Origin of the sequence: Mesorhizobium sp. M0514 (genome assembly GCF_040321145.1) — a bacterium.
Lineage (GTDB): Bacteria > Pseudomonadota > Alphaproteobacteria > Rhizobiales > Rhizobiaceae > Mesorhizobium.
This window is the reverse complement of record NZ_JAMYQZ010000058.1, coordinates 1-25424: the sequence shown is the minus strand read 5'-3', so window position 1 is coordinate 25424 and position 25424 is coordinate 1. Positions and strand designations below refer to the sequence as shown.

The window sequence follows — 25424 nt, the reverse complement described above, 5'->3', positions numbered from 1 at the left end:
ACGCGATCCGCTGCCGAGCATGTCCGTTTTGGACGTTCGCGACCCTTTTATCGTCTCAATGCACGCCGCGGCGTCGCTCGTAAACCGAATAGCGCGTCGCATGGCTGTCCTTTTCACCGGCCGGAACGTCCTGAGCGCTGACAAGGCGCCACAAATCCGGATCGATGTCGGGAAAATGCGCGTCGCCATCGACCGCCGCCAGCACATGGGTGACGTGCAGCCGGTCTGCCAGCGGCAGCGCCTGCGCATAGATCTCGCCGCCGCCGATGATGCAGATTTCGTCGACGCCGGCCATGCAACGCCCGCGCACCGTGGCCAGCTGGATCGCGGCCTCCAGGGAGTGCGCTACCTCGATGCCCTCGGCGCGCCAGGCCTTGTCGCGGGTCACCACGATGTTCAACCTGCCCGGCAGCGGCCGGCCGATGCCTTCATAAGTCTTGCGGCCCATGATGACGGGCTTGCCCATCGTATCGGCCTTGAAGCGCTTGAGATCGGTGGACAGCCGCCACGGTAAGCCGCCGTCGCGCCCGATGACGCCGTTCTGCGCAATGGCGACATAGATCGCGACGTCCATCAGTTGGCCCCCCCGGCGCCGTCATCCGACGGCTCCAAAAGCAATATGTCGATGTTGTGCTCGGGATAGAGATCCTGCGCCGCCGTCTCGAAGGTCGTCGGCCCGACCTTCTTGACATTGTCGCCGCAAAACGAGATCAGCGCTTTCGGATTGCCCTTGTCGACGGTTAGCTTGAACTTGCCGATGCTGCCATTGGCCCAGTTGCCGCCAGTGGTCAGGATATAGGCTATGCGGTTCTCGTAAAAATGCGGATAACCGTCGGCCTTGGCGGCCTGCCGCACCGCATTCTCGAAGCTGTCGTCCATGCAGTAGCGGGTCTTGTAGGTCGTGTACTGGCTGCCCTCGGTGAACTTGCCGTCATAGAAGAAACTCACCGATGACGTGCCGCCGACGCTCGGTTTGTAGCGGTGCGAGACGTGGACATCCTTGTTGGCCGGAAATATCGCGCGCCACCAATAGGTCGAGCGCAACTGCCACCACGGCGTATAGACCTTGTTCGCCTCGGTACCGTCGCTGCCCGTATCCTCGATGATGATGCCGCGGTTTTCCCAATCCTCGGCGACCGTTTTCGGCAGCTTCGCCAGGGCCGCCTTGGCCGCATCGCCGAACGGATTGAACGGCACGTTCTGCGCCTTCAGATCGGCGCCGATATCGATGCCGACAGCGAACACTTTCTGCTCGAGCTGCGGCTTTGCCGGCGCTCCGTCGATCGTCACCTCGAAGCCAAGGAAATTGTCGCTCTGGTTTTCCGGGATGGCCGGCATTTCCTCCGGATTGCCTTCGATGTCCGGCAGCGGAAAAGCGACGATGGCATTTACATCCTTGTCGGTGTTGTTGTGGAAGACGTAGTCGACCGTGATCTTTTCCGGCGAGATATAGAGATCCTCGCTTTGCATCGACACCGCGTCGCTACGCGACAGGATCAGGCCACCTGTGCCGAGTTCGGCGGTCGTATCATTGGCCAGCGCGGGCACGGCAAAAAGCGCCAGCGCTACGAACAGAACATATTGCAACATCGAAGCCCCTCGCCAAGAATGCCGCGACCCTAGCCGTTTCAATGTGGCGTTTCAAAGCCTTCCGTCTCCCAGCAGGACGCCACAGTGTCTGGACACGCCAATCGGCGGTCTGGACTAACAGGTTTCGATCGGGCAGGAGTTCGCGTCATGCGCAAGCTTCTCGTCATCGGCATCGGCGCCGGCAATCCCGACCATATGACCGTGCAGGCCATATCAGGCCTAAACCGGGCGGACGTCCTGTTTATCCCCGACAAGGGGGCGAAGAAGAACGACCTTGCCGAATTGCGCCGCCATATCTGCGACCGTTTCGTCAGCAATCCGAAATCGCGCCGCGTCGAGTTCGACGTGCCGGTGCGCGCCGAGCCGGCGCCTTCCTATCGCTCGACCGTCGATGACTGGCACGAGGCCATCGCCCAGATCTATGAGAGCCTAGTCCGCGACGAACTTGCCGAGGACGGCTGCGGCGCCTTCCTGATCTGGGGCGACCCCTCGCTCTATGACAGCGCGCTGCGCATCCTCGCGCGCGTACGACTGAGGGGCAATGTCGCATTCGAACTGGAGGTCATTCCCGGCATCACCGCCGTCCAGGCGCTAGCCGCCGGCCACAAGATGGCGCTGAACCGCATCGGCGACCCCGTGCTGATCACCACCGGCCGCCGCCTCGCCGAACAAGGCATGCCGCACAATGCCGGCAGCGCCGTGGTCATGCTCGACGGCAAATGCGCCTTCAACACGCTGGCAGACAAGGATCTGATCATCCATTGGGGCGCCTATCTCGGCACACCCGATGAGATCATCGTTTCCGGTCGCCTGGGTGATGTCGGCGAGGAGATTGAGAGGACGAGAGAAGAAGCCCGGAAAAGAAAGGGCTGGATCATGGACACCTATCTGCTGCGTAAAGCAGCAGAGCCCGAGGAATAGCGCGCTCAAAGGTCGAGTTCCTTCGCGCCCCCCTCTGTCCTGCCGGACATCTCCCCCTCTAGTGGGGAGATTGGCCGTCACGGAGGATTTCGCCAATCGCCTAACAGATTAGCGCCCGTCTACGGGCGAGCTGATCTCCCCCCTTGCGGGGAGATGTCCGGCAGGACAGAGGGGGTTGTGACGGATCGCAAGCTTCAACCCTCACCCAGCATCAATCTCCGCCTGCAAGGCGTCCATATGCGTGGCCGCCGCTGCCGCCGCAGCGCGCTCGATAGCGCGAAAACGGCTGACAACTGCAAGGCCAACTGAGGTCAGCTGTGCGCCGCCGCCCTTTTTGCCGCCGGTCTGCGCCGCGACCAGTGGCTTGCCGAACACACGGTTCATATCTTCCACCAGATCCCAGGCGTGCTTGTAGGACATCTCCATGCCGCGTGCCGCAGCCGAGATCGAGCCGAAAGTGGCGATCTGCTCCAGCAATTCGATCTTGCCCGGACCTATGCGCCCGTCCGGATCGAGATTTATCCGCAGGCTCAGCGACGGCATCTCTTGTCCTCCACAGTCACACTAGCCCCTCTCGACCCATAGCGCTATTCCAAAACGATATAGCGGCTATCAGCCATCCGCTTCGGCCGGCAGCCCGGCGCCGGTGTTGGCACGGTCGAAACTGACCGTCTTGATCACCGCGAACACCTTGCCGCCGAGTTGAAGGTTCAGTACCTGCCTGGATTGTTCGGTGATGCGCGCAAGCACGGTTGCGCCATTGCAGTCGATGCCGATTTCGACCGTCGGCCCCTCGCCCGAGCCGATTGCGACGATGGCGCCCGGCAGGATGTTGAGCGCACTGAGACCTTTCGGCTGTTCGGTGGCGATCATCACGTCGCGGGCGCGGATTCGGATGCGCACAGGCGCGCCGACCGAGACCGCCAATTGCGGCACCCGGATTTCCCCCGCCGCCGAGCCGAGCACGGTCATCCCGAAGATCTCGTCATGGCGCAGCACCTTGGTGTCGAGAACCGCGCCGCCCTCGCCGCGTTCCTCCGCCGGCAGCAATTCGAGCCGTTGCATGATCGCGCCGGTCGGGCCTGAGGCAGCGACCTTGCCTTGCGCCATCACCACCACGTCGCTGGCCAGCCGCGCCACCTCGGCGACGGAGTGGCTGACATATACGATGGGCAGCTTGGTCTCGTCGCGCAGCCGCTCGATATAGGGCAGGATCTCGGCTTTGCGCGCATCGTCGAGCGAGGCCAGCGGCTCGTCCATCAACAGCAGTTTCGGGCTGGCAAGCAGCGCCCGGCCGATCGCCACGCGCTGCTTCTCGCCGCCCGAGAGCTTTGCCGGTCGCCGGTCGAGCAGAGGACCGATGCCGAGCAGTTCGACGACCGCGTCGACATCCGCATAGCGCTCCGCCGGTGGCGTGAACCAGCGGCCATAGCGCAGATTGCCGGCCACGCTCATATGCGGAAACAGCCGCGCGTCCTGGAACACCATGCCGATCCGGCGCTTGTGCTTCGGCACGAAAATGCCGGCATCGGTGTCGACCAGCACACAGCCGTCGACCGCGATACGGCCCTTGGTCGGCCGGATCAGGCCGGCGATCACGTTGATCAGCGTCGTCTTGCCGGAGCCCGATGGCCCGAACAGCGCCGTCAGCCGCCCGGCGCTTTCGAAACGCGCGTCGACGGCGAAACCGCCGAGCCGATGGCTGATGTCCACCAGCACGCTCATTCGATGTCCATCCGCCGGCCGACGCGCCGCGCCAGCACTTCCGAGGCGACCAATGCGGCCATCGAGATGACGATGGAGATCAGCGTCAGCCTGAGCGCCCCGTCATCGCCGCCAGGCACCTGCGTGAAGGTGTAGATCGCCGAAGGCAGCGTCTGCGTCTCGTTGGGAATGTTGGAGACGAAGGTGATGGTGGCGCCGAACTCGCCCATCGCCTTGGCGAAGGACAGGATCGAGCCGGCGATCAGCCCGGGCAGGATCAGCGGCAGCGTGATGGTGGCGAAGACCCAAATCGGGTTGGCGCCGAGCGTTCCCGCCGCTGCCTCCATTTTGCGGTCGACCGCCTCGATCGACAGCCGGATCGCCCGCACCATCAGGGGAAAGCCCATGATACCGCAGGCCAGTGCGGCGCCGGTCCAGCGAAACGAGAAGACGATGCCGAAATGCTCGGCCAGGAACGCTCCCGCCGGCCCGCGCCGGCCGAAGGTAAGCAGCAAGAGATAACCTGTCACCACCGGCGGCAGGATCAACGGCAGGTGAACCACACCGTTGAGCAGCGTCTTGCCCCAGAATTTTCCGCGGGCCAGCAAAAGCGCCATCAAGATGCCCGGCGGCAGGCTGAACAGCATCGCCACCGTCGCCACCTTGATCGACAGCCGGACCGCATTCCATTCGTCGGGAGTGAGGTCCAGCAGCCAGTTCATGCGTCAGCCGCTACCTTAATTGCTCGGCGTGAGCACGGTGAAACCCTGATCCCTAAACAGCTCCACCGCCTTGGCGGACTGCAGGCACTTCAGGAAAGCCGGGGTATCCTTGTCCTTCGAATCGGTGGTCTGGGCAACCGGATAGATGATCGGCGGGTGCGAATCCTCCGGGAAGGTGCCGACCACCTTGACTCCCTTGTCGGCATGCGCGTCGGTGGCATAGACGATGCCGAGCGCGGCCTCGCCCGTTGAAACCAGCTTCAGCGCGGCGCGCACATTCTCGGCCTGCGCCACCTTGCCTTCGACCGACGACCAGACGCCGAGCGATTCAAGTGCCGCCTTGCCATACTTGCCGGCCGGCACCGCCTTGACGTCGCCCATGGCGAGCTTGCCGTCGCCGATCAGCTTGGCGAGGTCGAAGCCTTTCTCGATCCTGGTTTCGACCTTGGAATCCTTCGGCGCCACCAGCACGATGTGGTTGCCGAGCAGTTTCACCTCGGTGTCCGGCTTGGTCAGTTTCTTGTCGGAGAGATATTTCATCCAGTCGAGGTCGGCCGAGATGAACACATCGGCGGGCGCCCCGCTTTCGATCTGCTTGGCCAGCGCCGAGCTCGCGGCGTAGGAGACGGTCGCCGCTTCACCGACATCGGCTTCGCAGGCCTTGGTGACGGCGTCGAGCCCGTCCTTGAGGCTGGCTGCGGCAAACACGATCACCTTGTCTCCCGCGTGAGCCGCCGGCATCACGGCCATCAGAGCTACGGCAAAGCCGCCAATCGCGATCGCCCTCAAACCAAAACCTTTGTGCCCCAACATGAAAACTCTCCCTGGGCTTGAAATCTGCTGGCTCGACTCCTGCCGACCGATATATCTGGATGAATATAACAAGGGAAGGCCGCCTCCTGCGAAAGCGTATGTTCGGCATGATTGTTGTGGTTTGGACGTGCACCGAAATCCCGGAAAGGAACTCCGATGAAGATCAGCGCCCGCAACATCCTCAAGGGAACGATCGTCGAGATCGCCAAAGCACCTCGCCTGTCCGCGGTGATGTCGGCGGCTCAGTCGTCACCGCTTCGATCACCAACGAGGCCGTTGCCGATCTCGAGCTCGAAAAAGGCAAGCAGGCCTATGCCGTGATCAAGGCATCGGGCGTCATGGTCGGCATTGATTGAAGGTGGGCGGATCAGACCGCGATCGGCGCCTTGATCGACGCGTCGGCAAAATAGTTTTCCAGCCGGAAATCCTCGAAGCGGAAGGCGAACAGGTCCTTCACTTCCGGATTGATCCACAGCGTCGGCAGCGCCTTGGGCGTGCGACGCAATTGCTCGCGCGCCTGCTCGAAATGGTTGGAATAGAGATGCGCATCGCCCAGCGTATGGACGAACTCGCCGGGCTTCAGCCCGGTCACCTGCGCCACCATCAAGGTCAGCAGCGCGTAGGAAGCGATGTTGAAGGGTACGCCGAGAAAAATGTCGGCCGAGCGCTGGTAGAGCTGGCAGGACAGCTTGCCCTCCGAGACGTAGAACTGGAACAGGCAGTGGCACGGTGGCAGCGCCATCGCCTCCACTTCGGCCGGGTTCCACGCCGAAACGATCAGCCGGCGTGAATTCGGATTTCTGCGTATCTCCTTCAGAACATTGGCAATCTGGTCGATCGACCCGCCATGGCCATCCGGCCAGGAGCGCCACTGCTTGCCATAGACCGGGCCGAGATCGCCATTCTCGTCGGCCCATTCGTCCCAGATCGAAACGCCATGATCTCTAAGGTATTTGATGTTGGTGTCGCCGGCCAGGAACCACAGGAGTTCATGGATGATCGACTTCAGATGCAGCTTCTTGGTGGTGGTGACGGGAAAGCCGCGCGACAGGTCGAAGCGCATCTGGTACCCGAACACCCCACGCGTGCCGGTGCCCGTGCGGTCGCCACGATCGGCGCCATTGTCCAGCACATGCTGCAAAAGGTCGAGATACTGGCGCATCGGCTTCGCCTCGATTCGGGGTTACCGCCATCATAACCGACTGGCCGCCGGCCGAACACAGCAAAAGGGACCAGAACGCGGCTTGCCCCATCTCTCAAGAGGTGGCGCTGCCCCTCACCTGCCTGCCGGCATCCTCTCCTCGTATAGGGACGGGGAGAGGGGCGCTGTCATCAGCGGTTTCGCCAATCACAAGCTTGTTCGAGAGAGAGAGCCAAGGCTGCGGTCAGCCATTTCTCCCCGTCACTATACGGGGAGAAATGCCCGGCAGGGCAATGAGGGGCGGTGCTGACCTCCGGTGAGGAGCAAAATCAAACGCGCGCTCTGCCTATCGGCAATAATCTCTACAAAGAGCCGAGCTTGCCCAGATCCTTGGCGACCAGATAGTAGAAAGTCACGCGGCTCTTGGAGCTGTCGGCGGCCAACGCCTTGCAGGTCTTCTCGATCGCTGAGTCGGCTTTCGCCCCGTCGGTCACGCCGAGTTTCTTGGCAACCCAGTTGGTCTTGACGCGCTCCAATTCCTTGGGGTCGGTGCAGGATACCAGCGAGGAATCGCGGTTGCGCAGCGCGATGCCCAGATGTTTCATAATCTTGGCAACCACATCGGCATTTGCGGCGGCGTCGTATTTCTTCACGTCTGCGAGATAATCGGCCATCAAATTTCCCCATGTCGGCGCCACGGGATCCGATCGATGAGGGCTGTGGCGCGCTGCCGCAACTTGTGCGCTCGGTCGATACTCCTCACCATCGCAAAGCTTCGGTTGAGACCGCGCGCGAGTCAACCCTCGGCGCCGCAGTTTGGTGCGGCCAAGAAGTGTCATTGCGGCCTTTCATTTTGTGCGCCCGCCCCCTATATTCGTTTTGTCGGCTTGACCGACTATGGCGATAAATGGGCGATGTAATAAGCCGTTCGGACCCGGGGGCGGTACCCGGCGCCTCCACCAAGAACCGCTCTGTGATCAGAGCGGCTGTTGCTGGGGGCGAAATAGGATCGACGAAGGTGTAAAGATCGTACTTTTGCCCGGCATGGTACCACCGTCATCGGGCTAAACCTGTAGTTGCAAATGACAACTATGCGGAAGCACGTCTCGCCGCGTAAGCGGTGCGATAGCTTCAAATCAAGCCCTAGAGGTTCGCACTTCTAGGCGGGGTTCGGAGGTACCTGGCAACAGAAACCTCCACTTCTCCCCTCCTCGATATCGTACGCTCAATGCCGGCTGCCGCTGGCCGGATTTCGCATGACGATGGGCCGCGAAGCCTACACCAAATTGAGCCATGAGCTGGTGCAATTTGCCGCTGGCGTCGGTCGAAGGCCGTGGTTCTGGCCGGGGCCGGATTACCCCAGACGTGAAAAAGGCCGGGATGACCCGGCCTTTCCGGTCGATTGCGGTCAGCTTACTCGGCCGGCGCTTCAACGGCTTCGCGCGAGCGGCCGAGCGTCAGTTTGGCCAGCGTGAACGAGATTACGGCGCAGAGCGTGATGCCGGCCACCATGGGCAGCGGCGTGCCGTCGAAGAAGATGCCGGCGACGCCCATCGCCAGCGCACCGATGGCGAAGTGCAGCGTGCCCATCAGCGCCGAGGCCGTGCCGGCGATCTCGCCATGCTCTTCCATGGCCAGCACCGACGTCGTCGGGATGACCAGGCCGAGGAAGCCGTAGCCGACGAACAGCAGTGCCGCCATCACATCGAGCCGGTCCACGCCGGTCGCCATGACTGCGAACAGCACCACCATCGTCGTGGCATAGCCGGTCACCGCCACCCAGACGACGCGCTTCAGCCCGAAGCGCTCCGACAGCAGTCCCGTCAGCTGCGACATGCCGATGAAGGCGACCGCATTGATCGAGAAGAACACGCTGTAGACGGAAGGCGACAGCCCGTAATGGTCGATCAGGATGAAGGACGAACTCGAGAGGTAGACGAAGAAGCTGGCGATGCCGAAGCCGGCGATCGCCACCAGGCCGAGGAAATTGCGATCACCCATGAGGAAGCGATAGCCGGCGAGTGCGGTTCCGAAGGAGGAACCGACGCGTTCTTCCGCCGGCCGCGTCTCCTTCAGCGAGGTCGCCAGCAGAATGGTGGCCAGCAGGGCCGCGCCCGTCACCGTCCAGAACACGGCGCGCCAGCCAAAATTCTCGATGATCTGGCTGCCGGTCAGCGGCGCCAGGATCGGCGACACCGAAAACACCAGCATCAGCAGCGACATCAGCTTGGCGGCTTCGGTGCCGGTGTGCAGGTCGCGCACGATGGCGCGCGGCACCGCCATGCCGGCGCTGGCGCCCAGTCCCTGCAGGAAGCGGAAGGCGATCAGCCATTCGATGGTCGGGCTCATGGCCGAACCGATACCGCCGACCATGAACAGCGCAAGGCCGCCGTAAAGCGGCAGCTTGCGGCCGACCATGTCGGAGATCGGTCCGACGACGATCTGGCCGAAGCCCATCGACAGGAAGAAGATTAAAAGGCTCATCTGAACGGCGGCGGTGCCGGCATGCAGATCCTCGCCGATCGAAGGCAACGCCGGCAGATACATGTCGATAGCGAAGGGGCCGATAGCGGACAACAGGCCGAGCACGACCGCGATGCGGAGGAATTTGGGACTCATGATAAAGGCTTCTTTCAAGTCTGGTTGGCGCCGCCAACGCGACGACTAACCCTAGGACGTTCCATCCCGTTGAAATCCGACGGCTCAGAGAGAGATTATTCGTCTCTACGGAGCGAATTCATTCCCATTTATTGTGTCCACAAATTTAGACAGCCTTGTCTAATTCGTCAATCACCTCTATATAGATTTCCATGAAGCTTGCCGTTTCTCCTGACATTTTCCCGCCACGCGGCCACGAGGCCAAGCGTATGTCGATTATCGATGCGGCGGCTTCGGTCTTTTGCCGGGAAGGCTTTGCCGGCGCCAATATCGACCTGATCGCGGTGGAGGCGGGCGTTTCGCGCCAGACCATCTACAATCACCACCGCGACAAGGAAAGGCTCTTCATGGCTGTGGTGCGGGATCTGACGGAGCGCTGCAACGCCGGCATCTTCGCCACCTTCGCCTCTTTCCCAGACCAGCCGAAGGATCTGGAAGCCGACCTGATCGGCTTTGCCGTGCGCCTGAATCATAACTGCATCTGCAACCGCGACGGACGCTTCCTGCGCAAGCTGATCCAGACCGAAGGCGAGCGCTATCCCGAGCTCTTCGCAGAATGGCGCGACCAGGGGCCGGGCCGGACCTGGCCCGCACTTGCCGCCCGTTTTGCCCGCCTCGCCCATGCCGGCCATCTCGCGGTCGACGATCCCGATGTCGCCGCGCGCCAGTTCCTGGCCTTGGCAAATGCCGAACTGCAGACCACCTTCATGCTCGGCGGCATGCCGTCGGAAGATGAAGTGCTGCAATCCGCGACCCACGGCGTGCGCACATTCCTGCGCGCCTTCGGCAAGCGCAGATCAGCGGCAGCGGTGGAAAAACAGCTGGCCAGCGCCTGAACGTCAAAGCCGGCGATCAAATCGTCCGTTACGGGCTTCGCTTCGGCGCATCAGCGATCTATATCCGGTTTACGCCGCGCTCAAGCTTGATTACAGCTATGCGGACGATTCAACGGAACCCGACCAGCACATGGCCGACGACCACATCCGCTACGACATTCTGGCCCAGGAGGCGTTGCGCGGCGTCATGCGCAAGGTCCTGGCCGAAGTCGCGCGCACCGGCCTTCCCGGCAATCATCATTTCTTCATCACATTCCTGACCGGCGCGCCGGGCGTGCGGGTGTCCTCCAGGCTGCGCGAGCGCTATCCCGAACAGATGACCATCGTCATCCAGTTCCAGTATTGGGACCTCAAGGTGACCGATACCGGCTTCGAGGTCGGGCTGTCCTTCTCCGACGTGCCGGAGAAGCTGGAAATCCCGTTCTCGGCCGTACGCGGCTTCTACGACCCATCGGTCAATTTCGAACTCGAATTCGACGTCAAGACCGACGTCCCGGCGGAAGACGATGCAGCCGCCCAGCCGGCTGCCGAGCCCTTGGCTATCGTCTCCGAGAAAAAGCCGAAGGCCGAGAAGAAGGCAGCTACCACTGAGGCGGAGAAAAAGCCCGCCGTGGCCGATGCCGGCAAGGGCGCCGACGTCGTGTCGCTCGACGCCTTCCGCAAGAAGTAGCGGGACGGACGGCGCGACATGGGCGAGATCGTCAACCTTCGCCAGGTCCGCAAGCAGAAGGCGCGCACCGAAAAGGAAAAGCTCGCCGGCGAGAACCGCGCTCTGCACGGCCGTTCCAAAGCCGAAAGAACTCGTGACCGTCTGACATCGGACAAGGCCGAAAAATTCGTCGCCGGCCACCGCCGCGAACGCCCGGAAGACCAGGGCGATTGATGGACCGCCTGCGGTGAGCCCGGTCGAAAAACGCTCCGTGACCATCCGCGGCCATCGCACCAGCTATTCCCTCGAAAAACCCTTTTATGACGATCTCGTCGCCATCGCCGCCGCGCGCAAGCTGACCCTTGCTGCCCTGGTCGCGGAGATCGACGAGACAAGACCGCGCGATGCCAATCTGTCCTCGGCGCTCAGGCTCCACGTGCTGGACTGGGCCAAGCGCGACGCCGTCTGAATGGTTCTTAATTGCCCAGCGACTTCAGCAAATTGTCGACCGAGAACGGATTTGTCCTGGGCTTCGGCGGCGCCGGGGCCGAACCGTCACTGACGCCGGGAAGTGAGCGGTCGACCTTCGGCGCCTGCTCCTGAGCCTTGCGCTCGGCCTCCAGCCTGGCTTTTTCCTGCGAAGCGATCCGAGCCTGTTCGGCCTTCTTCCGTTCGTCCTCGGCCTTGGCGGCGTCTTCGGCAGCCTGCTCTTCGGCCTGCGCTTTCGCGTCCGCATCCGCCTTGGCCTTGGCGTCAGCCTCTGCCTGCGCTTTCGCATCGGCATCGGCCTTTGCTTTGGCATCCGCCTTGGCCTTGGCATCCGCTTCGGCCTGTGCCTTCGCATCTGCCTGCACTTTCGCCTTGGCGTCGGCCTCGGCTTTGAGCCGTGCCGCTTCCTCCTGCTTGCGCAATTCCTCGGCGGCGTTGTCGCGCTCGGTCTGCAGGGCGGCGTAATAGCGCACCTCGCGCCGCAGCCGCTGCTTCTCGAGCAGTGCGGCCTGCATCGCCTCGACCCGCTGCTGCTCCTTTTCCAGCGCGCGCTGGGTCAAAAATTGCGCCAGCGGCTCGCTGTCGAACTGCTTTTTCAGCGCCCCGAACGGCCCATCGACGCTGAAATTGACCGTCGGATCGGAGCCGACCAGCGCCTCGTCGCCAGGCTTGTAGGTGACCGCGCCCTTGGTGGCGACGGTGCCGGTGTTGAGGTCGGCCGTGATGTCGGCAGACAGCGTCGCCGCCTGGTTTTCGAATTTGATCGGTGGTGCCCGCAACGTGCCGCCGGCGACCGTGAAGGCGATGTCGGCATCGCCGGCAGCAAAGCTGCCGTCGCCAGCGATCTCAGGTGCAAAGCCCGCGGTCTTTGCTGTGTCGATGTCGCGCCCGATCGCATCGGCCTTGGCAATCAACGCGCCGAAGGCATCGGGATTGACGCCGGCAATGGTGAGGCCTTTCAGCGCCGCCGTGCCCGAGCCGGAGAGTGCGGCAATCATCGCGTCGACCGATTTGCCGCTGGTCGACAGCCCTGTCGAGAAATCGCCGTTGCCACTCAATCCGGCAGCCGGCAGCACAGTCGCCAGGTCGGCGCCGGCAAGCCTCATCTGGCCGGAGAACAGCCCCGTGCCGTCTGTGTTCTTCAACTCGAACAATCCGGTGAGCGCGCCGCCGAGCAGTTTTGCCTTCAGGTCCGAAACGCGGATGCCTTCCTGGTCCAGTTTCAATGACAGCGACGCATCATAGGCTGTCGCCAGCGGTCCGGCGGCAAGCGTCGCCGTCGTCAGATCGAGATCGGCGCTGAACGGCAGGCTGGATTTCTGGCTGAATGGCGCCGTCGGCCAGTTCGCGTTGCTGCTGAGGAACGACTGGTCACCGAACAGCGCAACCGCAATCGGGTCGAGGTCCAGTTCGTCGAGCGCCAGCGCACCGGCAAAATGCGGCAGCCCCTGCTTCGCATCGATGTTGACGTCGCCCGAAATCTCCGACTCGTTGATGGATCCGCTGAGACCGCTCAACACCAGCAGGCCACTGCCGAAATCGGCATCCGCGCTGAGCGAGGTCGAGGTGCCCGTTCCCATGCCCGGCAGGCCGGCGCCGGTCGTCATCAGCCAAGGCTCGATGTCGGAGGCGTCGAGGCCGATCTTGCCCTTGGCGGTGGTGCCTTGCGGTGTCTGAGCAACGGTGCCGTCGAACGTTGCCTTGAAGTCGTCGGCGGCGAAATTGAAGCTCGTCGCCAGGCCGCCGCCGAGCGTGCCTTTCGCCGAAATATCGGTGCTTGCCTGGCCGAGCATGCCGAGCGGCAGCGCCGGCAGGCCGTAGAGCGCCAGCAGCGCCGTGGCGTCGGGATTTTTGGCGTTGAAGGTCAGCGTCACCGGCGCGTCAAGCAACTGGCCTACGGCCCCCTTGCCCGACAGCGACGCCGAAAAGGCCGAACCGCCGGCCTTGCCTTGTCCGCTCACCGCCAGCCCGGTGGTGCCGTCGCCATTGTCGGCGGCGCTCGCCACCAGATCGACGCGCGCGTCCTGGAACAGTTCAGGATAGGCGGCCGTGCGGCCAGCCAGTCCCTTCAGCATCAGATTGTCGGGATAGTGTTGCGCGGCAATGTCGATCAGCGGCTTCAGATCGACGGCGACCACCGAGGCATCGAGCTTGCCGGTCGGGCTTGCGGGAAAATCCTTGATCCGGCCGGTGGCGCTGATCGAGGCGCCGGCAAGGCCGCCAATCGACAGCCGGTCGATTTCGAGCAGCCCGTCGCGGAGCCGGAGCGCGGTATCGACCGTGTCGGCGGTGAGCCCGCCAGCATTGACCGGCCCTGCCTTGATCTGAAAATCGAGGTCACGGTCGGAAAAGCGGTTGGCGCCCTTGTCGCTGACGAAGATCGAGGCGAAGGCCGTCAGCCCGTCGACATCGAGTTCGCCGCCCTCGAGCCGCATCAGCACCGAGGACTTGGCGTCGTCGGGCTGGCTGGAATCGATGCGGCCGGTGAACTTCGACTTGCCGAGGATCAGTTCGAGGTCGCTGAACGCCTGCCGCTTCTCCGACAGGTCCACCTTGGCCTTGAAGCCGGCGGCCGGCAGCCGGCGGATCGCCTCGTCGACATCTTTGGACAACCAGGCAGCAAAGCCGGAAGGCTGCGCCACCGCCAGCAGCATGGAGCCGCTGAAACCGAAATGATCCGTTACGCTGAGCATGCCGCTGGCTTCCAGCGTCGTGCGCCCGGGCAAGGTCGCGGCCAGCGATTTCACCGACCAGCCGCCCTCGACCGGCTCGGCCGAGAGATGCACGTCGCGCACCGTGGTGTCGCCAGCCACCACCGCCGGCAGCTTGACCTCGACAGTGCCGGGGATGCTCGGCTTCGGCAGTTCGAGCAGCGCCTGCTCGATCCCGGCAATGCGCTGGTCCAGCGTCAGGCCGGCGCCCTTTTCAGCACCCACCGCCTCGTCCAGTTGCACCTGCGCGCCATTGGCCTCGATTGCGAAGTTCGGCTTCAGGCCGAGATCGACCGAAGCCTTGCCGTCGGCTGTGTAGGGATTGTCGAGCGGCCCGGTCTCGAAGCGGAATTCGTCGACGCCGAGCTTCTGGTGATCAAGCGAGAACTTGCCGTTCAGCCGGAAGCCCGGATCGGGCTTGCCGGCGCTGACCTTGCCCGTATTGATCTCGACAACCTCACCATCGCTGCCGCGCAGCGTAGCCGAATTCTTGTCGTTGCCGGAAATCTTGAACTGGCCGGAATAGACGGCAGCCCCATTGACGATGCCGGCATTGCCGTCGGTTTCGATGACCAGTGGATAGGCATCGGGATCGACCTTGAGCCTCAGCCGCATCTGGCCGCTGCCTTCGGCCTTGCCGGTCGAAGCCGCAACAGTCGAACGCAGTCCGTCGAGCAGCAACGTTCCGTCCATGCGCCACGGCCCGGCCAGCGACTTGGCAGAGATGGTCGAATTGATATCGGAAATCAGATGGCTGCGCCCGCCTGCGGCATGGCGGAGCGCAATTTCTCCCTCCGTCACCGTCAGCTTCTCGATCGAGATCTGGTTGAGATCGAAGGGCGAGGACGGCCGTATCGCCCAGTCGACCGTGCCGTTATCGGCGATGTCGATCGTCGCCTTCGGATGCACCAGCCGCATGTCGAAAATCAGCACTTCGCCGCGCAGGAACGGCGCCAGTTCCGCGTCCATCGAAAAGGTCTCGACGGTCATTGCCGGCTGGCCGCCGGGGCCGCCGGCGACCGTGACGTTTGAGAAGGTCACCGAGGGGAACGGCAACAGCCGCGCCGTGGCGTCGCCTTGCACCGTCACCTTGCGGCCGAGAATGGCGCTCGCCTCGCGCTCGAATTGGGCGCGGTACCCGGTCCAGTCGACAAAATACGGCACCACCAGCGCCGCAACCAGCACCAGCACAAACAAGCCACCGAAGATCACGAACAGGCGTGCGAGCATCAGCTCCGAACGGGTTGATTGAAAGTCAGCCGCACTCTACCCGCATCAGCGTGTCGATAAAGAGGCAATTCATCCAGAGTTGCTTGATCTCTGTATCTGGACGAGCAGAGATTTCGGACGCCTGTGACTGCGTGCCGGCCGACATGCAACAGACTAATCCGCCACCGCCCGTCGGCGATATTCGTTCAGCAGCACCACCATCTCCTCGGGCGACAATGTCCAGCCCTGCGGTAATGCGGCTTCGGCGCCGAGGCTTTTGGTCACGCTGCCCATGACGGAGCTTTTCTTGACCCCCGGTGCGAAATTGTACCCGATCATATTGCCGATTCTGCGCCGGCGATGGACGACGAAGAAGCTTTCGATATCCTTCCAGGGGACCAGCTTGGGCGATCGAACAAGGCCTCCGCCGAGACTGAAACCTTGTCCGTTCAGCACCAGAATCTGCGGCCGCACAAGCTGCCAGGCAAACACCAACGCGACCAGCCCGAAAAAGGCCACGCACCACCAAAGGCCGGCGGTGTCGCCGTCCTCGGAGACATAAATCAGGAAAGCGCAGGCCAGGACAAAGAAGAGGCTGGCCGACAGCAATAACAGTGTCTTGCCAAGCGATGCCCTTATAATCAGGGTATCCATTGCCGCTCCTCACATTTCGGCTATGCAGGTAATATCTTGCCTGGGTTCATGATGTCTTGCGGGTCGAGCGCTTTTTTTATGGAGCGCATGATGTCGACACCATGGCCGAGCTCATGGCGCAGGAAGCCGATCTTGCCCTGGCCGATGCCGTGTTCGCCGGTGCAGGTGCCGTCCATGGCGATCGCCCGCATGTTCAGCCGCGAGACGAATTTCTCCGCCAGCGCGATCTCTTTGGGGTCGTTGACATCCATCAGCACCAGCACATGGAAATTGCCGTCGCCGGCATGGCCGACGATCGGCGCAACCAGGCCCATCTCGGCAATGTCGGCCTCGGTTTCGGCAACGCATTCGGCCAGCCGCGAGATCGGCACGCAGACATCGGTCGACAGGCCCTTGGTGCCCGGCCGCAGCGTCAGCGACGCCCAATAAGCATCGTGCCTGGCCTTCCAGAGTTTCGTGCGCTCCTCGGCGACGCTCGTCCACAGGAATGGCCCGCCGCCATTGTCTTCAGCAATGGCACCGAAGGTTTCGGCCTGTTCGGCGACACCGGCATCGCTGCCGTGGAACTCGACGAACAGGCACGGGCTCTCGGGGTAATCGAGCTTCGAGTAATTCTTCATCGCCCGCATCTGCAGTCCATTCACCAGTTCGATGCGCGCCACCGGAATGCCCATCTGGATGGTCGCGATGACCGCGTTGCAGGCCGCCTCGAGGTTTGGAAACGGGCAGACGCCGCCGGAGATCGCCTGCGGAATGCCTTGCAGCTTCAAGGTCAGCGAGGTGATGATGCCGAGCGTGCCTTCCGAGCCGACCAGAAGCCGCGTCAGATCGTAGCCGGCCGAACTCTTTTTCGCCCGCTTGCCGGTCGTCACCGTCTCGCCATCAGCCATGACGGCCGTCAGCGACAGCACGTTCTCGCGCATCGTGCCGTAGCGCACCGCATTGGTGCCGGATGCCCGCGTCGCCGCCATGCCGCCGAGCGAAGCATTGGCGCCGGGATCGATGGGGAAGAACAGGCCGGTATCGCGCAGGTGCCGATTCAAATCCTCGCGCGTTACGCCAGGCTCGACCGTGCAGTCGAGATCCTCGGGGTTGACCGACAGGATGCGGTTCATGCGCGAGGTGTCGACCGAGATGCCGCCACCCGGCGCATTGGTATGGCCTTCGAGCGACGAGCCGACGCCGAAGGCGATGACCGGCACGCGGTGCGCGGCGCAGGCACGTACGATCTCCTGCACCTCTTCTGTCGTCTCCGGGAACGCGACACCGTCAGGCGCCTGCGCCGGAATATAGGTGGTGGTATGCGCATGCTGCGAGCGGATCGCCGCGCCTGTCTGGAAGCGTTCGCCGAGCTGCTGTTTGAGGATGCCGAGCACCGCCGCAATGCCTTCCTCGTTGCGTTCGACCGGATTGAGGTCGCTCAGAGCCATGAATTCCTCCGCGAATGGACCAGCGTCCATGCTTGTTATGCGATTATGGATGCACATGACGCAATTCCAGGGAAAGTGTGAAGCGGTTTTCCGTCCGGGATTGCGTCAACAAAAAACTAGAGCGGTTCGCCGTTTCCGCGAGACGGTGAACCGCTCTAGTCTCACGGGCCGCAGCCTGTCCAGCACTGAACTCGGTCCAGCACCAGAACAAGGAAGTTTCCATGCCCATCCCTGCCCCCTTCGTTTCCAAACCGATGGACATCGAGAAGGATTGGATCGACTACAACGGCCATCTCAACATGGCCTATTACAACGTGTTGTTCGACCGCTGCTCGGATGAGGCGTTCGAGGCGATGGGCATGGGGCTGGACTATGTCAAAGAGCGGCGCCTGACCATCTACACGGCCGAAGTCCATGTTTGCTATGTCCAGGAACTGCACCTCGAACACAAGGTCGTCGTATCCTTCCAGCTGATCGATCACGACGACAAGCGGCTGCGGGCCTACCAGGAAATCCGCCATGTCGATGGCTGGCTCGCCGCCACTTCCGAAACCCTGTCGCTGCATGTCGACATGTCCGGGCCGAAAGTCGCGCCCTTCCCCGCCGACGTGCAGGCCAAGGTGGAAGCGATGCGCGCCGCCCACTCTGCACTGCCGATGCCCGAACGCGCCGGCCGTTCGATCGGTATTCGCCGCAGGACCGCTTGAAGCGCTGCTGCGCCCGCGTTAACCTTACCAAGGTTTTAACGTGAACAAGCCATTTGAGCCATTGAACGACTCAGCGGACCGTTTGAGAACGGTGCCATGCGAGTTGCGATGCGGGCGGCGGGCAACAGGCGGTTCGAGGAACGTGGATGAAAACCGACATCAAGGTCGAGGTGGACAGGCTGGCTGCCGATGCGCGCATCACCGACTATGATTTCTGGCGCTCGTTGAAGAACGTCAACAACGAGATCTTCCATATCGCCAACAACAACGAGCCTATCCCCTTCGACATGATCCGCTGGCGCGCCATCCTGAAGCAGGCGCGCATGAAGCGTGGCCACGCCTGATGTTTCCGCTGTTCTGAGAAAGCCGCCACCGGCGAGCGCCGCCACGGACCATTGCGACCTGATCATTTCCAAAGGTCGGCGCCAGCCCTGCTTTCAGCGAATCGGCTACATCCGACAACCTTCAAAAACCGTTCATTTCGACAGTTTGCGCAACCGGCGATTCGGTTTCGCAAACGGCTGCCTGCGACAAGAAGATCAAGATTGAACCAATTCCACGTCTAAGCCGTTGTGACCCCTGAAAAACGGCTTGGAGTGAAAGCATGGACTGGAAAAGGACCAGGGAACCGGCCGACGCATGGCACATGACGGACAATCTGCATGCCGAGCACGGCAAGGGCGATCCGTTCGCGGCTGCCATCCGCGCCACCCGCATGTCGATGGTCATCACCGATCCCCGTCAGGCGGACAATCCGATCGTCTTTGCCAATGACGCGTTCCTGCGCCTGACCGGCTACGAGCGCGACGAGGTCATGGGCAAGAACTGCCGCTTCCTGCAGGGGCCAGAGACAGACAAGGCAGCTGTGGCTAGCGTGCGCGACGCGATAGCAGCGGGAACCGATATCGCCATCGATCTGTTGAACTACCGCAAGGACGGCTCGACGTTCTGGAATGCGCTCTACATCAGCCCGGTTTCCAACGACAAAGGCGAACTCCTGTTCTTCTTTGCCTCACAGCTCGATGTCTCCGATCGCAAGCGCTCCGAGGATCGCATCACCGCCGACAAGAACCGCTTCGAAAAGGCTGTCAAGGAACGCACGCGCGAGCTTGAGGCCGCCCTTGAGGCGCAGACCACGCTGCTGCACGAGGTCGACCATCGGGTGAAAAACAACCTGCAGATGATCTCCTCGCTGATCATCATGCAAAGCCGGGCAATCAAGGATGAAGCGACGAAGCGATCCCTGACCACCATGCTGGAGCGCATCGAGGCGCTGAGCACTGTGCATCGCCGTCTCTACCAGTCAAAGGATGTCAGCCGCTTCGATGTCTCGGATTTCGCCAGGGATCTGGTCACCGACCTGCTGACCGCATCGGGGCGCGCCGAGATCAAGCCGACGCTGGACCTCGAACCCATCGTCATTCCGGCCGAAAAAGCCACGCCTGTTGCCTTGATGGTCAATGAGCTTGTCACCAACGCGCTGAAGCATGCCTTCAAGGAAAAGCCGGACGGCACCACCGCGGGGCGCATCGGCATCAAGATGAGCCAACCCGACGGCCACTTCAACATCGAGGTTTCCGATGACGGCGTCGGCATGGCCGAGTCCAGTGGCGATGCTTCCTTCGGCATGCGGCTGATCAAGTCGCTTGCCCGTCAGTTGCATGCCGACATCGAATGGCGCGACGCCGGCCCGGGCACCAAGGTGGTCATCTCGATGCCGAACGAACCGCAGCAGAAAGGGAAGCTGTCATGAACGAACCGCTCAAGGTCCTGATCGTCGAGGACGAGGCGTTGCTGGCGATGGAACTGGAAAGCCTCGTCGAGGAAGCCGGCCACAGCGTTGTGGGTTGGGCGACATCGTTGGCCGAAGCAAGAGGTATGATTGATACCGCCGATGCCGATATTGCCTTTGTCGATATCCACCTCGCCGACGGACCAACCGGGGTCGAGGTTGCCGAGCATATCCGCGAGGGTAACCGTTCCATGGTGGTGTTCATGACCGCCAATCCAAAACGCATCCCCGACCATTTCGCCGGCGCGATCGGCGTCATCGCCAAGCCCTACACGATGAACGGACTGGTGTCGGCGTTGCGCTATCTGCAGGAGGGCGTGCGGCGCCCGCCCCCGGTCTCGGTGCTGCCGGCCGGTTTTACGCTGTCGCCGGCCTATGAAAGCGTATGGGCGTCGTCGGCGGCCTGAAGCCTACGCCAGCTTCTCCTTGAGGAAAGCGATCGTCCGTCCCCAGGCGAGATCGGCTGCCTTCTTGTCGTAGCGCGCGGCCGAGGTGTCGTTGTTGAAGGCATGGTTGACGCCGTCATAGACATAGAGCGTGTATTCGACATGGGCGGCGTCGAGCGCTTTATTGTAGGCATCGATGCCGGCGTCGATGCGCTCGTCGAGCCCGGCATAGTGCAGCAACAGCGCCGCCTTGATCTTCGCCGCATCCTCGGCCTTCGGCTGCATGCCGTAATAGGCGACGCCGACGGCGAGATCGGGCGCGTTGACCGCCAGATTGTTGACCGTGCCGCCGCCCCAGCAGAAGCCGACAGCACCGACCTTGCCGTTGCCGTCCTTCTCGCCCTTGAGATAGGCGATGGTCGCCAGGCCATCGGCGGTGACCTGGCTGGCGTCGAGCTTGGTGAACATGTCGCGCGCCTTGTCTTCGTCAGCGGGCGTGCCGCCGAGCGGCGACAGGAAATCCGGCGCCAGCGCCACGAACCCTTCCAGCGCAACGCGCCGCGCAACATCCTTGATATGCGGGTTGAGCCCCCTGTTCTCATGCACCACGATGACGGTGCCGAGCTTGCCGGACTGGTCCGCCGGCCTGACCAGATAGCCCTTCATCTCACCGCTGCTGCCGGAATAGGTGACATCTTCAGCCTTCACGCGCGGATCGTTGTCGGCGACGATTGCCGCCTGCGCCGAATTCGCCGCAAGCAGCGGCGCGATCGCGGCCGCCGCCGCGCCCGATCCGGCAAGCCTGGTCAGCTGCTCCATGAAGCGGCGGCGGTCGAGCGTCAGATGCGTGTATTCGTCATAGGCATCGATCATCGCCTGGGTGATGGCAGGTTTGGCAGGTTTGACGGCTTCGGCGGTGGGTTTCGTCATGGCGTGCTCCTCGTTAGGAGATGATCTCACGGTCACTCCGGGAAGACCTCGCGGTCACTCCGGGATGACTCGCGGATCAAGATAGGGTGCAAGCTCGCACGGTCCAGTCTCGGATGGGTGACGCTTGCGCCATCGAACGATGCGGCCGCCCCGCCGAACGCGCGCATCACATTTTGGTCATTTCAGAGAATGTCGATGGTGCCGTCACAATATGGAAGGAAGCTGATGATGGTCTCGCCCGTAGCGGCGGCCCGACGGGAAGGAAACAACGCCATGACCTTGTCCACTCCGATCCTTGCAAGCGCGCTCGTGCTTGCTGTTGCTGCCTTGCTGGCAATGCGCTCCGCTGCTGCCGCAGCCGCCGCTCGGATGGTGAACGTCCGCATCCACCGGCGTCGGCCGTCACCGCGCTGATCCAGCAGGCCGAAGCCTCCCAATGAAGTACTGGGCTCCGTGCCCAGCCCCAAAGGCCATCTCTTACGCAAGCTGACCAAGGCTGGTGCTGCCCCTCATCGCCCTGCCGGGCACTTCTCCCCGTATAGATGCCGGCAGGCAGATGAGGGGCGGCGCGACATTGCCAGAATATCTGCCGGGCCGATCACTTACCTAAGTCACATCGCTGCTACTTCGGCAGCGTATAGGCCATCACATAGTCGCCGGGCTTGGTGCCGACCGAGCCGTGGCCGCCGGCGACGATGACCACGAACTGGCGGCCGTCGGCGACGGTGTAGGTCATCGGCGTCGACTGCCCACCGGCCGGCAGCCTGGCCTGCCAGAGCTGCTTGCCCGATGTCAGGTCATAGGCGCGCAGATAGTCGTCGACCGCCGCGCCCAGGAAGACGACACCGCCGGCGGTGATCATCGGCCCGCCAATGCCGGGAACACCGACCTTCAGCGGTAAGGGCAATGGCGTCATGTCATAGACGGTGCCGTTGCGGTGCTTGTAGGCGATTTTGCCGGTTCTGAGGTCGGCCCCGGCCACATAGCCCCATGGCGGCGCCTGGCAGGGCACGCCGAGCGGCGACAGGAACGGCCCCATCACCACCGCATAGGGCGCGCCCTCATTGCGGTTCAGCCCCTGTTCGCTGCCGCGCCCCTCATCCGGGGGCGGCACCTGGTCGCGCGGAATGAGCTGCGATTTGAACGCCAGATAGGTCGGCATGCCGAACATCACCTGCCGCACCGGATCGACGGCGACGCCGCCCCAGTTGAAGGTGCCGAAATTACCGGGATAGACCAGCGAGCCCTGCACCGATGGCGGGGTATAGCGGCCCTCGTAGCGCAGGCCCTGGAATTCGATCCGGCAGGCCAGCTGGTCGAACATGGTGATGCCCCACATGTCGGCGCCGGTCAGCGGCCTCGGATTGAAGGAGAGATCCGAGACCGGCTGCGTCGGCGACGTGTGATCGCCCTCGACAGCGCCGCCCGGCGCCGGCACTTCCTTGATCGGGATGATCGGCTCGCCGCTGCGCCGGTCGAGCACGTAGAGGTCGCCCTGCTTGGTCGGTCCAACCAGGCCCGGAACGACGCCGACAGCGGTGGTGATGTCGACCAGGGTCGGCTGTGCCGGCACATCCATGTCCCAGAGGTCGTGATGCACGGTCTGCCGCACCCAGCGCACTTGTCCGGTGGCCAGATCGAGCGCGGTGATCGAGGAGGAAAACTTCTCGACATTGGCGCTGCGGCCCATCCCGAGCTGGTCCGGCGTCTGGTTGCCGAGCGGCACATAGAGCAGGCCGAGCTTCTCGTCGGCGCTCGCCGTCGACCACATGTTGGGCGAGTTGTGGGTGTAGGTCTGGCCTGCAGCCAGCGGCGTTGTCTGGTCCGGATTGCCGGAATCCCAGTTCCACACCAGGGCGCCGGTGTCGACGTCGAAGGCCCGGATGACGCCGGACGGCTCTTGCGTCGAATAATTGTCGTTGACCGCGCCGCCAATGATGATCTTGCCGCCCGCAATCAGCGGCGCCGAGGTCGAGTAATAATAGCCCGACTTCGGATACGGCATGTTGGTCAACAGATTGAGCGTGCCGGCCTCTGCGAAGGACGGGCAGACCTGGCCGTTGGCGGCGTCGAGCGCGATCAGCCGCGCATCCGAGGTCGGCAGATAGACGCGTGTCGCGCAAGGCTGGCCGGCGGCCATCTTGGCATCGGCATAATAGGACACGCCGCGGCAGGTCTGGTGCTGGCGGTCCTTGTCGAGCTTGATCTTGGGATCGAAACGCCATTTCTCCTTGCCGGTGGCGGCATCGATGGCAATGGCGAAATTGTGCGGCGTGCAGATATAGAGCGCATCGCCCACCTTCAGCGGCGTCACCTGGTAGGTGGTTTCGCCGACATCGTCCGGCCCTTTCACGTCGCCGGTCTGGTAGGTCCAGGCCGGCCGCAATTTGGCGACATTGTCGGGCGTGATCTGGTCGAGCGGCGAATAGCGCTGGCCAAATTGCGTACGGCCGTAGAAATGCCATTCGCCCGGAGGCACATTGCCGCCGAGATCGGCAGTCGGCGTCACCTTGTCGGCGCTGAGGTCGCCGGCGATGTCCTTGGGATCGGCCGTCATCGAATAACCGGCGACGGCGAGCGAAGCGAGCACGGCCAGAATGAGCGGCGCTCGCGCGTCGGGGCCGGTCAGGCCCCGCCTTGCCCAAGGTGTCAGCAGCCACAGCGCCAGAAGCACGATGATGCCGCCGCGCGGTCCGAGTTCCCACCAGTCGAAGCCGATTTCCCACACCGCCCAGGCCAGCGTGCCGAGCACGATCGCCGCGTAGAGCCAGAGCGCCGTCGATTTGCGCCGGAAGAGCAGCCATGCGGCGATCAGGAAGGCGAGACCGGTGATGACATAGTACCAGCTGCCGCCCAGCATCGCGAGCCAGACGCCGCCGCCGCCAAGTGCGAGGCCGATGAGGAACAGGATGAGGGAGGTGATGACGACAGCCAAGACGATACTCCTTCGACTGATGCGCTTTGCAGCGCCTCACGGGCAGCCGCCCCTGCCCTGTCGCCAGCTTTCTCCCCCAGGCCGCGTGTGTCAAGCTGGCCCTGCCAGCATAAGGCGAGAGCAAACGCTCGACTTCATTCCGCTCCCACGCTGCAGCACCTCCACGACATTGTCGGGCGTCGGGACGATGAAATTCGCACTGCGCCCCAGAATCTCACTTCCAAACCAGAACAAAACGTAGACACTTCTGGTCTTTCGCTCCCGAATCACTACATTCGGGGGAGATGTCCGGCTTTGCGGAAGACATGCCCTTTTTTGACGAACCCAATGCGAGGCCCGCGGCCCCGTCGGGCATAGCGGCGCGCGCCATGGCGGCCCGCAGCGGCCCCAACAGCGGGCCCGATTATCTCAACGGCCTCAACCCCGAGCAGCGGCTGGCGGTGGAAACCACCGAAGGCCCGGTCCTGGTGCTGGCCGGCGCCGGCACCGGCAAGACACGCGTGCTGACCACCCGCATCGCCCATATCCTGGCCACCGGCAGGGCTTTCCCCTCGCAGATCCTGGCGGTGACCTTCACCAACAAGGCCGCGCGCGAGATGAAGCAGCGCATCGGCCATCTCGTCGGCGAAGCCGTCGAGGGCATGCCGTGGCTCGGCACCTTCCACTCCATCGGCGTCAAGCTCTTGCGGCGGCACGCCGAGCTGGCCGGGCTCAAATCCGATTTCACCATCCTCGACACCGACGACGTCGTACGGCTGATCAAGCAGCTGATCCAGGCCGAAGGCCTCGACGACAAGCGCTGGCCGGCCAAGCAGTTCGCGCAGATGATCGACGGCTGGAAGAACAAGGGCCAAGGCCCCGCCGACATTGCCGAGGGCGATGCCCGCAGCTTCGCCAACGGCAAGGGCCGCGAGCTCTACAAGGCCTATCAGGAGCGGCTCAAGATCCTGAACGCTTGCGACTTCGGCGATCTGCTCTGCCACCCGATCCGCATCTTTCGCGCCAATCCGGACGTGCTGAAGGACTACCACAAGCGCTTCAAATACATCCTCGTCGACGAGTACCAGGACACCAACACCGCGCAATACATGTGGCTGCGGCTCCTGGCGCAAAGACCTACCTCCCCCTCGATGGGGGAGGTCGCGCC

25 protein-coding genes, 1 other RNA gene and 1 pseudogene are annotated in these 25424 nt (G+C 63.0%); 12 read left to right on the top strand and 15 right to left on the bottom strand.

From position 1 onward, the window contains the following. Nucleotides 1–55: 55 nt before the first annotated feature. Nucleotides 56–574, bottom strand: a complete 519-nt coding sequence (locus NKI61_RS21990) for a dihydrofolate reductase (protein ID WP_023667408.1) — start codon at nt 572–574, stop codon at nt 56–58. Beyond that, complete coding sequence (locus tag NKI61_RS21985) at nt 574–1590, bottom strand: DUF4424 domain-containing protein (protein WP_352537727.1); 1017 nt, start codon at nt 1588–1590, stop codon at nt 574–576. Before NKI61_RS21985 ends, NKI61_RS21990 begins: the two co-directional genes overlap by 1 nt. Before the next feature lie 147 nt (nt 1591–1737). Here NKI61_RS21985 and cobF point away from each other — a divergent pair, with 147 nt between their 5' ends. After that, the gene (gene cobF, locus NKI61_RS21980; RefSeq protein WP_352840793.1) at nt 1738–2511 is read left to right on the top strand and encodes a precorrin-6A synthase (deacetylating); all 774 of its coding nucleotides are present in this window, start codon (nt 1738–1740) and stop codon (nt 2509–2511) included. 201 nt (nt 2512–2712) lie between these two features. On the opposite strand, the gene NKI61_RS21975 is transcribed toward cobF, so the two are convergent. The 4 genes from NKI61_RS21975 to modA form a co-directional block, all read right to left on the bottom strand. Further along, nucleotides 2713–3054 carry a winged helix-turn-helix domain-containing protein gene (locus NKI61_RS21975; RefSeq protein ID WP_023667411.1) on the bottom strand — a complete coding sequence of 114 codons (342 nt, stop codon included), beginning with the start codon at nt 3052–3054 and terminating at the stop codon, nt 2713–2715. 69 nt (nt 3055–3123) lie between these two features. Then, nucleotides 3124–4236, bottom strand: a complete 1113-nt coding sequence (gene modC, locus NKI61_RS21970) for a molybdenum ABC transporter ATP-binding protein (protein WP_023741674.1) — start codon at nt 4234–4236, stop codon at nt 3124–3126. Beyond that, nucleotides 4233–4937, bottom strand: coding sequence for a molybdate ABC transporter permease subunit (gene modB / locus NKI61_RS21965; RefSeq protein WP_023667413.1), 705 nt, complete (start codon nt 4935–4937; stop codon nt 4233–4235). The genes modC and modB overlap by 4 nt, the downstream gene beginning before the upstream one ends. A gap of 15 nt (nt 4938–4952) precedes the next feature. Beyond that, nucleotides 4953–5750 carry a molybdate ABC transporter substrate-binding protein gene (gene modA / locus NKI61_RS21960; RefSeq protein ID WP_023735950.1) on the bottom strand — a complete coding sequence of 266 codons (798 nt, stop codon included), beginning with the start codon at nt 5748–5750 and terminating at the stop codon, nt 4953–4955. 156 nt (nt 5751–5906) lie between these two features. On the opposite strand from modA, the pseudogene NKI61_RS21955 reads away from it, so the two are divergent. After that, nucleotides 5907–6106 (top strand): annotated as a pseudogene (locus NKI61_RS21955) (TOBE domain-containing protein). A gap of 11 nt (nt 6107–6117) precedes the next feature. On the opposite strand, the gene NKI61_RS21950 reads toward NKI61_RS21955, so the two are convergent. Together NKI61_RS21950 and NKI61_RS21945 are read right to left on the bottom strand one after the other, a co-directional pair. Beyond that, nucleotides 6118–6912, bottom strand: coding sequence for a thymidylate synthase (locus NKI61_RS21950; protein WP_023682098.1), 795 nt, complete (start codon nt 6910–6912; stop codon nt 6118–6120). A 341-nt stretch (nt 6913–7253) separates the two neighbouring features. Beyond that, complete coding sequence (locus NKI61_RS21945) at nt 7254–7565, bottom strand: DUF2853 family protein (RefSeq protein ID WP_352840804.1); 312 nt, start codon at nt 7563–7565, stop codon at nt 7254–7256. 168 nt (nt 7566–7733) lie between these two features. On the opposite strand from NKI61_RS21945, the gene ssrA reads away from it, so the two are divergent. Beyond that, nucleotides 7734–8092: a transfer-messenger RNA gene (ssrA, locus tag NKI61_RS21940) on the top strand. Between the two features lie 212 nt (nt 8093–8304). Here the strand turns inward: ssrA and NKI61_RS21935 are convergent. Beyond that, the gene (locus tag NKI61_RS21935) at nt 8305–9510 is read right to left on the bottom strand and encodes a multidrug effflux MFS transporter (protein WP_023667417.1); all 1206 of its coding nucleotides are present in this window, start codon (nt 9508–9510) and stop codon (nt 8305–8307) included. A gap of 191 nt (nt 9511–9701) precedes the next feature. Between NKI61_RS21935 and NKI61_RS21930 the strand changes: the two genes are divergently transcribed. The 4 genes from NKI61_RS21930 (at nt 9702) to NKI61_RS21915 (ending at nt 11503) form a co-directional block, all read left to right on the top strand. Next, nucleotides 9702–10385, top strand: coding sequence for a TetR/AcrR family transcriptional regulator (locus NKI61_RS21930; protein WP_023690901.1), 684 nt, complete (start codon nt 9702–9704; stop codon nt 10383–10385). 130 nt (nt 10386–10515) lie between these two features. Then, complete coding sequence (locus NKI61_RS21925) at nt 10516–11055, top strand: SspB family protein (RefSeq protein WP_023741675.1); 540 nt, start codon at nt 10516–10518, stop codon at nt 11053–11055. A gap of 18 nt (nt 11056–11073) precedes the next feature. Beyond that, on the top strand, nt 11074–11268 hold the full coding sequence (locus tag NKI61_RS21920) for a DUF4169 family protein (RefSeq protein ID WP_023667420.1): 195 nt from the start codon (nt 11074–11076) through the stop codon (nt 11266–11268). Between the two features lie 13 nt (nt 11269–11281). Further along, nucleotides 11282–11503, top strand: coding sequence for a ribbon-helix-helix domain-containing protein (locus tag NKI61_RS21915; protein WP_023712463.1), 222 nt, complete (start codon nt 11282–11284; stop codon nt 11501–11503). A gap of 7 nt (nt 11504–11510) precedes the next feature. Here NKI61_RS21915 and NKI61_RS21910 read toward each other — a convergent pair whose 3' ends face one another. The 3 genes from NKI61_RS21910 to NKI61_RS21900 form a co-directional block, all read right to left on the bottom strand. Continuing rightward, the gene (locus NKI61_RS21910) at nt 11511–15464 is read right to left on the bottom strand and encodes an AsmA family protein (RefSeq protein WP_352840790.1); all 3954 of its coding nucleotides are present in this window, start codon (nt 15462–15464) and stop codon (nt 11511–11513) included. 153 nt (nt 15465–15617) lie between these two features. Continuing rightward, a complete protein-coding gene (locus tag NKI61_RS21905) occupies nt 15618–16097 on the bottom strand; it encodes a hypothetical protein (protein ID WP_023741677.1) in 480 nt (159 codons plus the stop codon). A gap of 20 nt (nt 16098–16117) precedes the next feature. Next, nucleotides 16118–17527, bottom strand: coding sequence for an FAD-binding oxidoreductase (locus NKI61_RS21900; protein ID WP_023741678.1), 1410 nt, complete (start codon nt 17525–17527; stop codon nt 16118–16120). 221 nt (nt 17528–17748) lie between these two features. Between NKI61_RS21900 and NKI61_RS21895 the strand changes: the two genes are divergently transcribed. The 4 genes from NKI61_RS21895 to NKI61_RS21880 all read left to right on the top strand — a co-directional run bounded on the left by NKI61_RS21895 (nt 17749) and on the right by NKI61_RS21880 (nt 20433). Next, nucleotides 17749–18234: a thioesterase family protein gene (locus NKI61_RS21895; protein ID WP_023712460.1), complete on the top strand. Its 486-nt coding sequence runs from the start codon at nt 17749–17751 to the stop codon at nt 18232–18234. 146 nt (nt 18235–18380) lie between these two features. After that, nucleotides 18381–18578 carry a hypothetical protein gene (locus NKI61_RS21890; RefSeq protein ID WP_352770225.1) on the top strand — a complete coding sequence of 66 codons (198 nt, stop codon included), beginning with the start codon at nt 18381–18383 and terminating at the stop codon, nt 18576–18578. 260 nt (nt 18579–18838) lie between these two features. Then, nucleotides 18839–19987, top strand: coding sequence for a histidine kinase dimerization/phosphoacceptor domain -containing protein (locus NKI61_RS21885; RefSeq protein ID WP_352840787.1), 1149 nt, complete (start codon nt 18839–18841; stop codon nt 19985–19987). Further along, nucleotides 19984–20433 (top strand): response regulator, encoded by a 450-nt coding sequence (locus NKI61_RS21880; RefSeq protein ID WP_023668313.1) that lies wholly within the window; start codon nt 19984–19986, stop codon nt 20431–20433. Before NKI61_RS21885 ends, NKI61_RS21880 begins: the two co-directional genes overlap by 4 nt. A 3-nt stretch (nt 20434–20436) precedes the next feature. Here NKI61_RS21880 and NKI61_RS21875 read toward each other — a convergent pair whose 3' ends face one another. The 3 genes from NKI61_RS21875 to NKI61_RS21865 all read right to left on the bottom strand — a co-directional run bounded on the left by NKI61_RS21875 (nt 20437) and on the right by NKI61_RS21865 (nt 24277). After that, the gene (locus tag NKI61_RS21875) at nt 20437–21342 is read right to left on the bottom strand and encodes a dienelactone hydrolase family protein (RefSeq protein ID WP_352840785.1); all 906 of its coding nucleotides are present in this window, start codon (nt 21340–21342) and stop codon (nt 20437–20439) included. A gap of 182 nt (nt 21343–21524) precedes the next feature. Beyond that, nucleotides 21525–21728, bottom strand: coding sequence for a hypothetical protein (locus NKI61_RS21870; protein WP_352840782.1), 204 nt, complete (start codon nt 21726–21728; stop codon nt 21525–21527). A 236-nt stretch (nt 21729–21964) separates the two neighbouring features. Continuing rightward, nucleotides 21965–24277, bottom strand: coding sequence for a glucose/quinate/shikimate family membrane-bound PQQ-dependent dehydrogenase (locus NKI61_RS21865; RefSeq protein WP_352840781.1), 2313 nt, complete (start codon nt 24275–24277; stop codon nt 21965–21967). A 284-nt stretch (nt 24278–24561) separates the two neighbouring features. Between NKI61_RS21865 and NKI61_RS21860 the strand changes: the two genes are divergently transcribed. Next, a partial coding sequence (locus tag NKI61_RS21860) for an ATP-dependent helicase (protein WP_352840779.1) occupies nt 24562–25424 on the top strand: 863 nt, incomplete at its 3' end.

Excerpts from the sequence above, each read along its gene's own strand:
- cobF (WP_352840793.1), top strand. The coding sequence starts at position 1,738 with ATGCGCAAGCTTCTCGTCATCGGCATCGGCGCCGGCAATCCCGACCAT.
- NKI61_RS21885 (WP_352840787.1), top strand. The coding sequence starts at position 18,839 with ATGGACTGGAAAAGGACCAGGGAACCGGCCGACGCATGGCACATGACG.
- modB (WP_023667413.1), bottom strand. The coding sequence starts at position 4,937 with ATGAACTGGCTGCTGGACCTCACTCCCGACGAATGGAATGCGGTCCGG.
- NKI61_RS21925 (WP_023741675.1), top strand. The coding sequence starts at position 10,516 with ATGGCCGACGACCACATCCGCTACGACATTCTGGCCCAGGAGGCGTTG.
- NKI61_RS21875 (WP_352840785.1), bottom strand. The coding sequence starts at position 21,342 with ATGACGAAACCCACCGCCGAAGCCGTCAAACCTGCCAAACCTGCCATC.
- NKI61_RS21890 (WP_352770225.1), top strand. The coding sequence starts at position 18,381 with ATGAAAACCGACATCAAGGTCGAGGTGGACAGGCTGGCTGCCGATGCG.
- NKI61_RS21895 (WP_023712460.1), top strand. The coding sequence starts at position 17,749 with ATGCCCATCCCTGCCCCCTTCGTTTCCAAACCGATGGACATCGAGAAG.
- NKI61_RS21930 (WP_023690901.1), top strand. The coding sequence starts at position 9,702 with ATGAAGCTTGCCGTTTCTCCTGACATTTTCCCGCCACGCGGCCACGAG.
- NKI61_RS21990 (WP_023667408.1), bottom strand. The coding sequence starts at position 574 with ATGGACGTCGCGATCTATGTCGCCATTGCGCAGAACGGCGTCATCGGG.
- modA (WP_023735950.1), bottom strand. The coding sequence starts at position 5,750 with ATGTTGGGGCACAAAGGTTTTGGTTTGAGGGCGATCGCGATTGGCGGC.
- NKI61_RS21950 (WP_023682098.1), bottom strand. The coding sequence starts at position 6,912 with ATGCGCCAGTATCTCGACCTTTTGCAGCATGTGCTGGACAATGGCGCC.
- NKI61_RS21870 (WP_352840782.1), bottom strand. The coding sequence starts at position 21,728 with ATGCGGACGTTCACCATCCGAGCGGCGGCTGCGGCAGCAGCGGAGCGC.
- NKI61_RS21945 (WP_352840804.1), bottom strand. The coding sequence starts at position 7,565 with ATGGCCGATTATCTCGCAGACGTGAAGAAATACGACGCCGCCGCAAAT.
- NKI61_RS21880 (WP_023668313.1), top strand. The coding sequence starts at position 19,984 with ATGAACGAACCGCTCAAGGTCCTGATCGTCGAGGACGAGGCGTTGCTG.
- NKI61_RS21985 (WP_352537727.1), bottom strand. The coding sequence starts at position 1,590 with ATGTTGCAATATGTTCTGTTCGTAGCGCTGGCGCTTTTTGCCGTGCCC.
- NKI61_RS21975 (WP_023667411.1), bottom strand. The coding sequence starts at position 3,054 with ATGCCGTCGCTGAGCCTGCGGATAAATCTCGATCCGGACGGGCGCATA.
- modC (WP_023741674.1), bottom strand. The coding sequence starts at position 4,236 with ATGAGCGTGCTGGTGGACATCAGCCATCGGCTCGGCGGTTTCGCCGTC.
- NKI61_RS21905 (WP_023741677.1), bottom strand. The coding sequence starts at position 16,097 with ATGGATACCCTGATTATAAGGGCATCGCTTGGCAAGACACTGTTATTG.
- NKI61_RS21910 (WP_352840790.1), bottom strand. The coding sequence starts at position 15,464 with ATGCTCGCACGCCTGTTCGTGATCTTCGGTGGCTTGTTTGTGCTGGTG.
- NKI61_RS21935 (WP_023667417.1), bottom strand. The coding sequence starts at position 9,510 with ATGAGTCCCAAATTCCTCCGCATCGCGGTCGTGCTCGGCCTGTTGTCC.
- NKI61_RS21900 (WP_023741678.1), bottom strand. The coding sequence starts at position 17,527 with ATGGCTCTGAGCGACCTCAATCCGGTCGAACGCAACGAGGAAGGCATT.
- NKI61_RS21920 (WP_023667420.1), top strand. The coding sequence starts at position 11,074 with ATGGGCGAGATCGTCAACCTTCGCCAGGTCCGCAAGCAGAAGGCGCGC.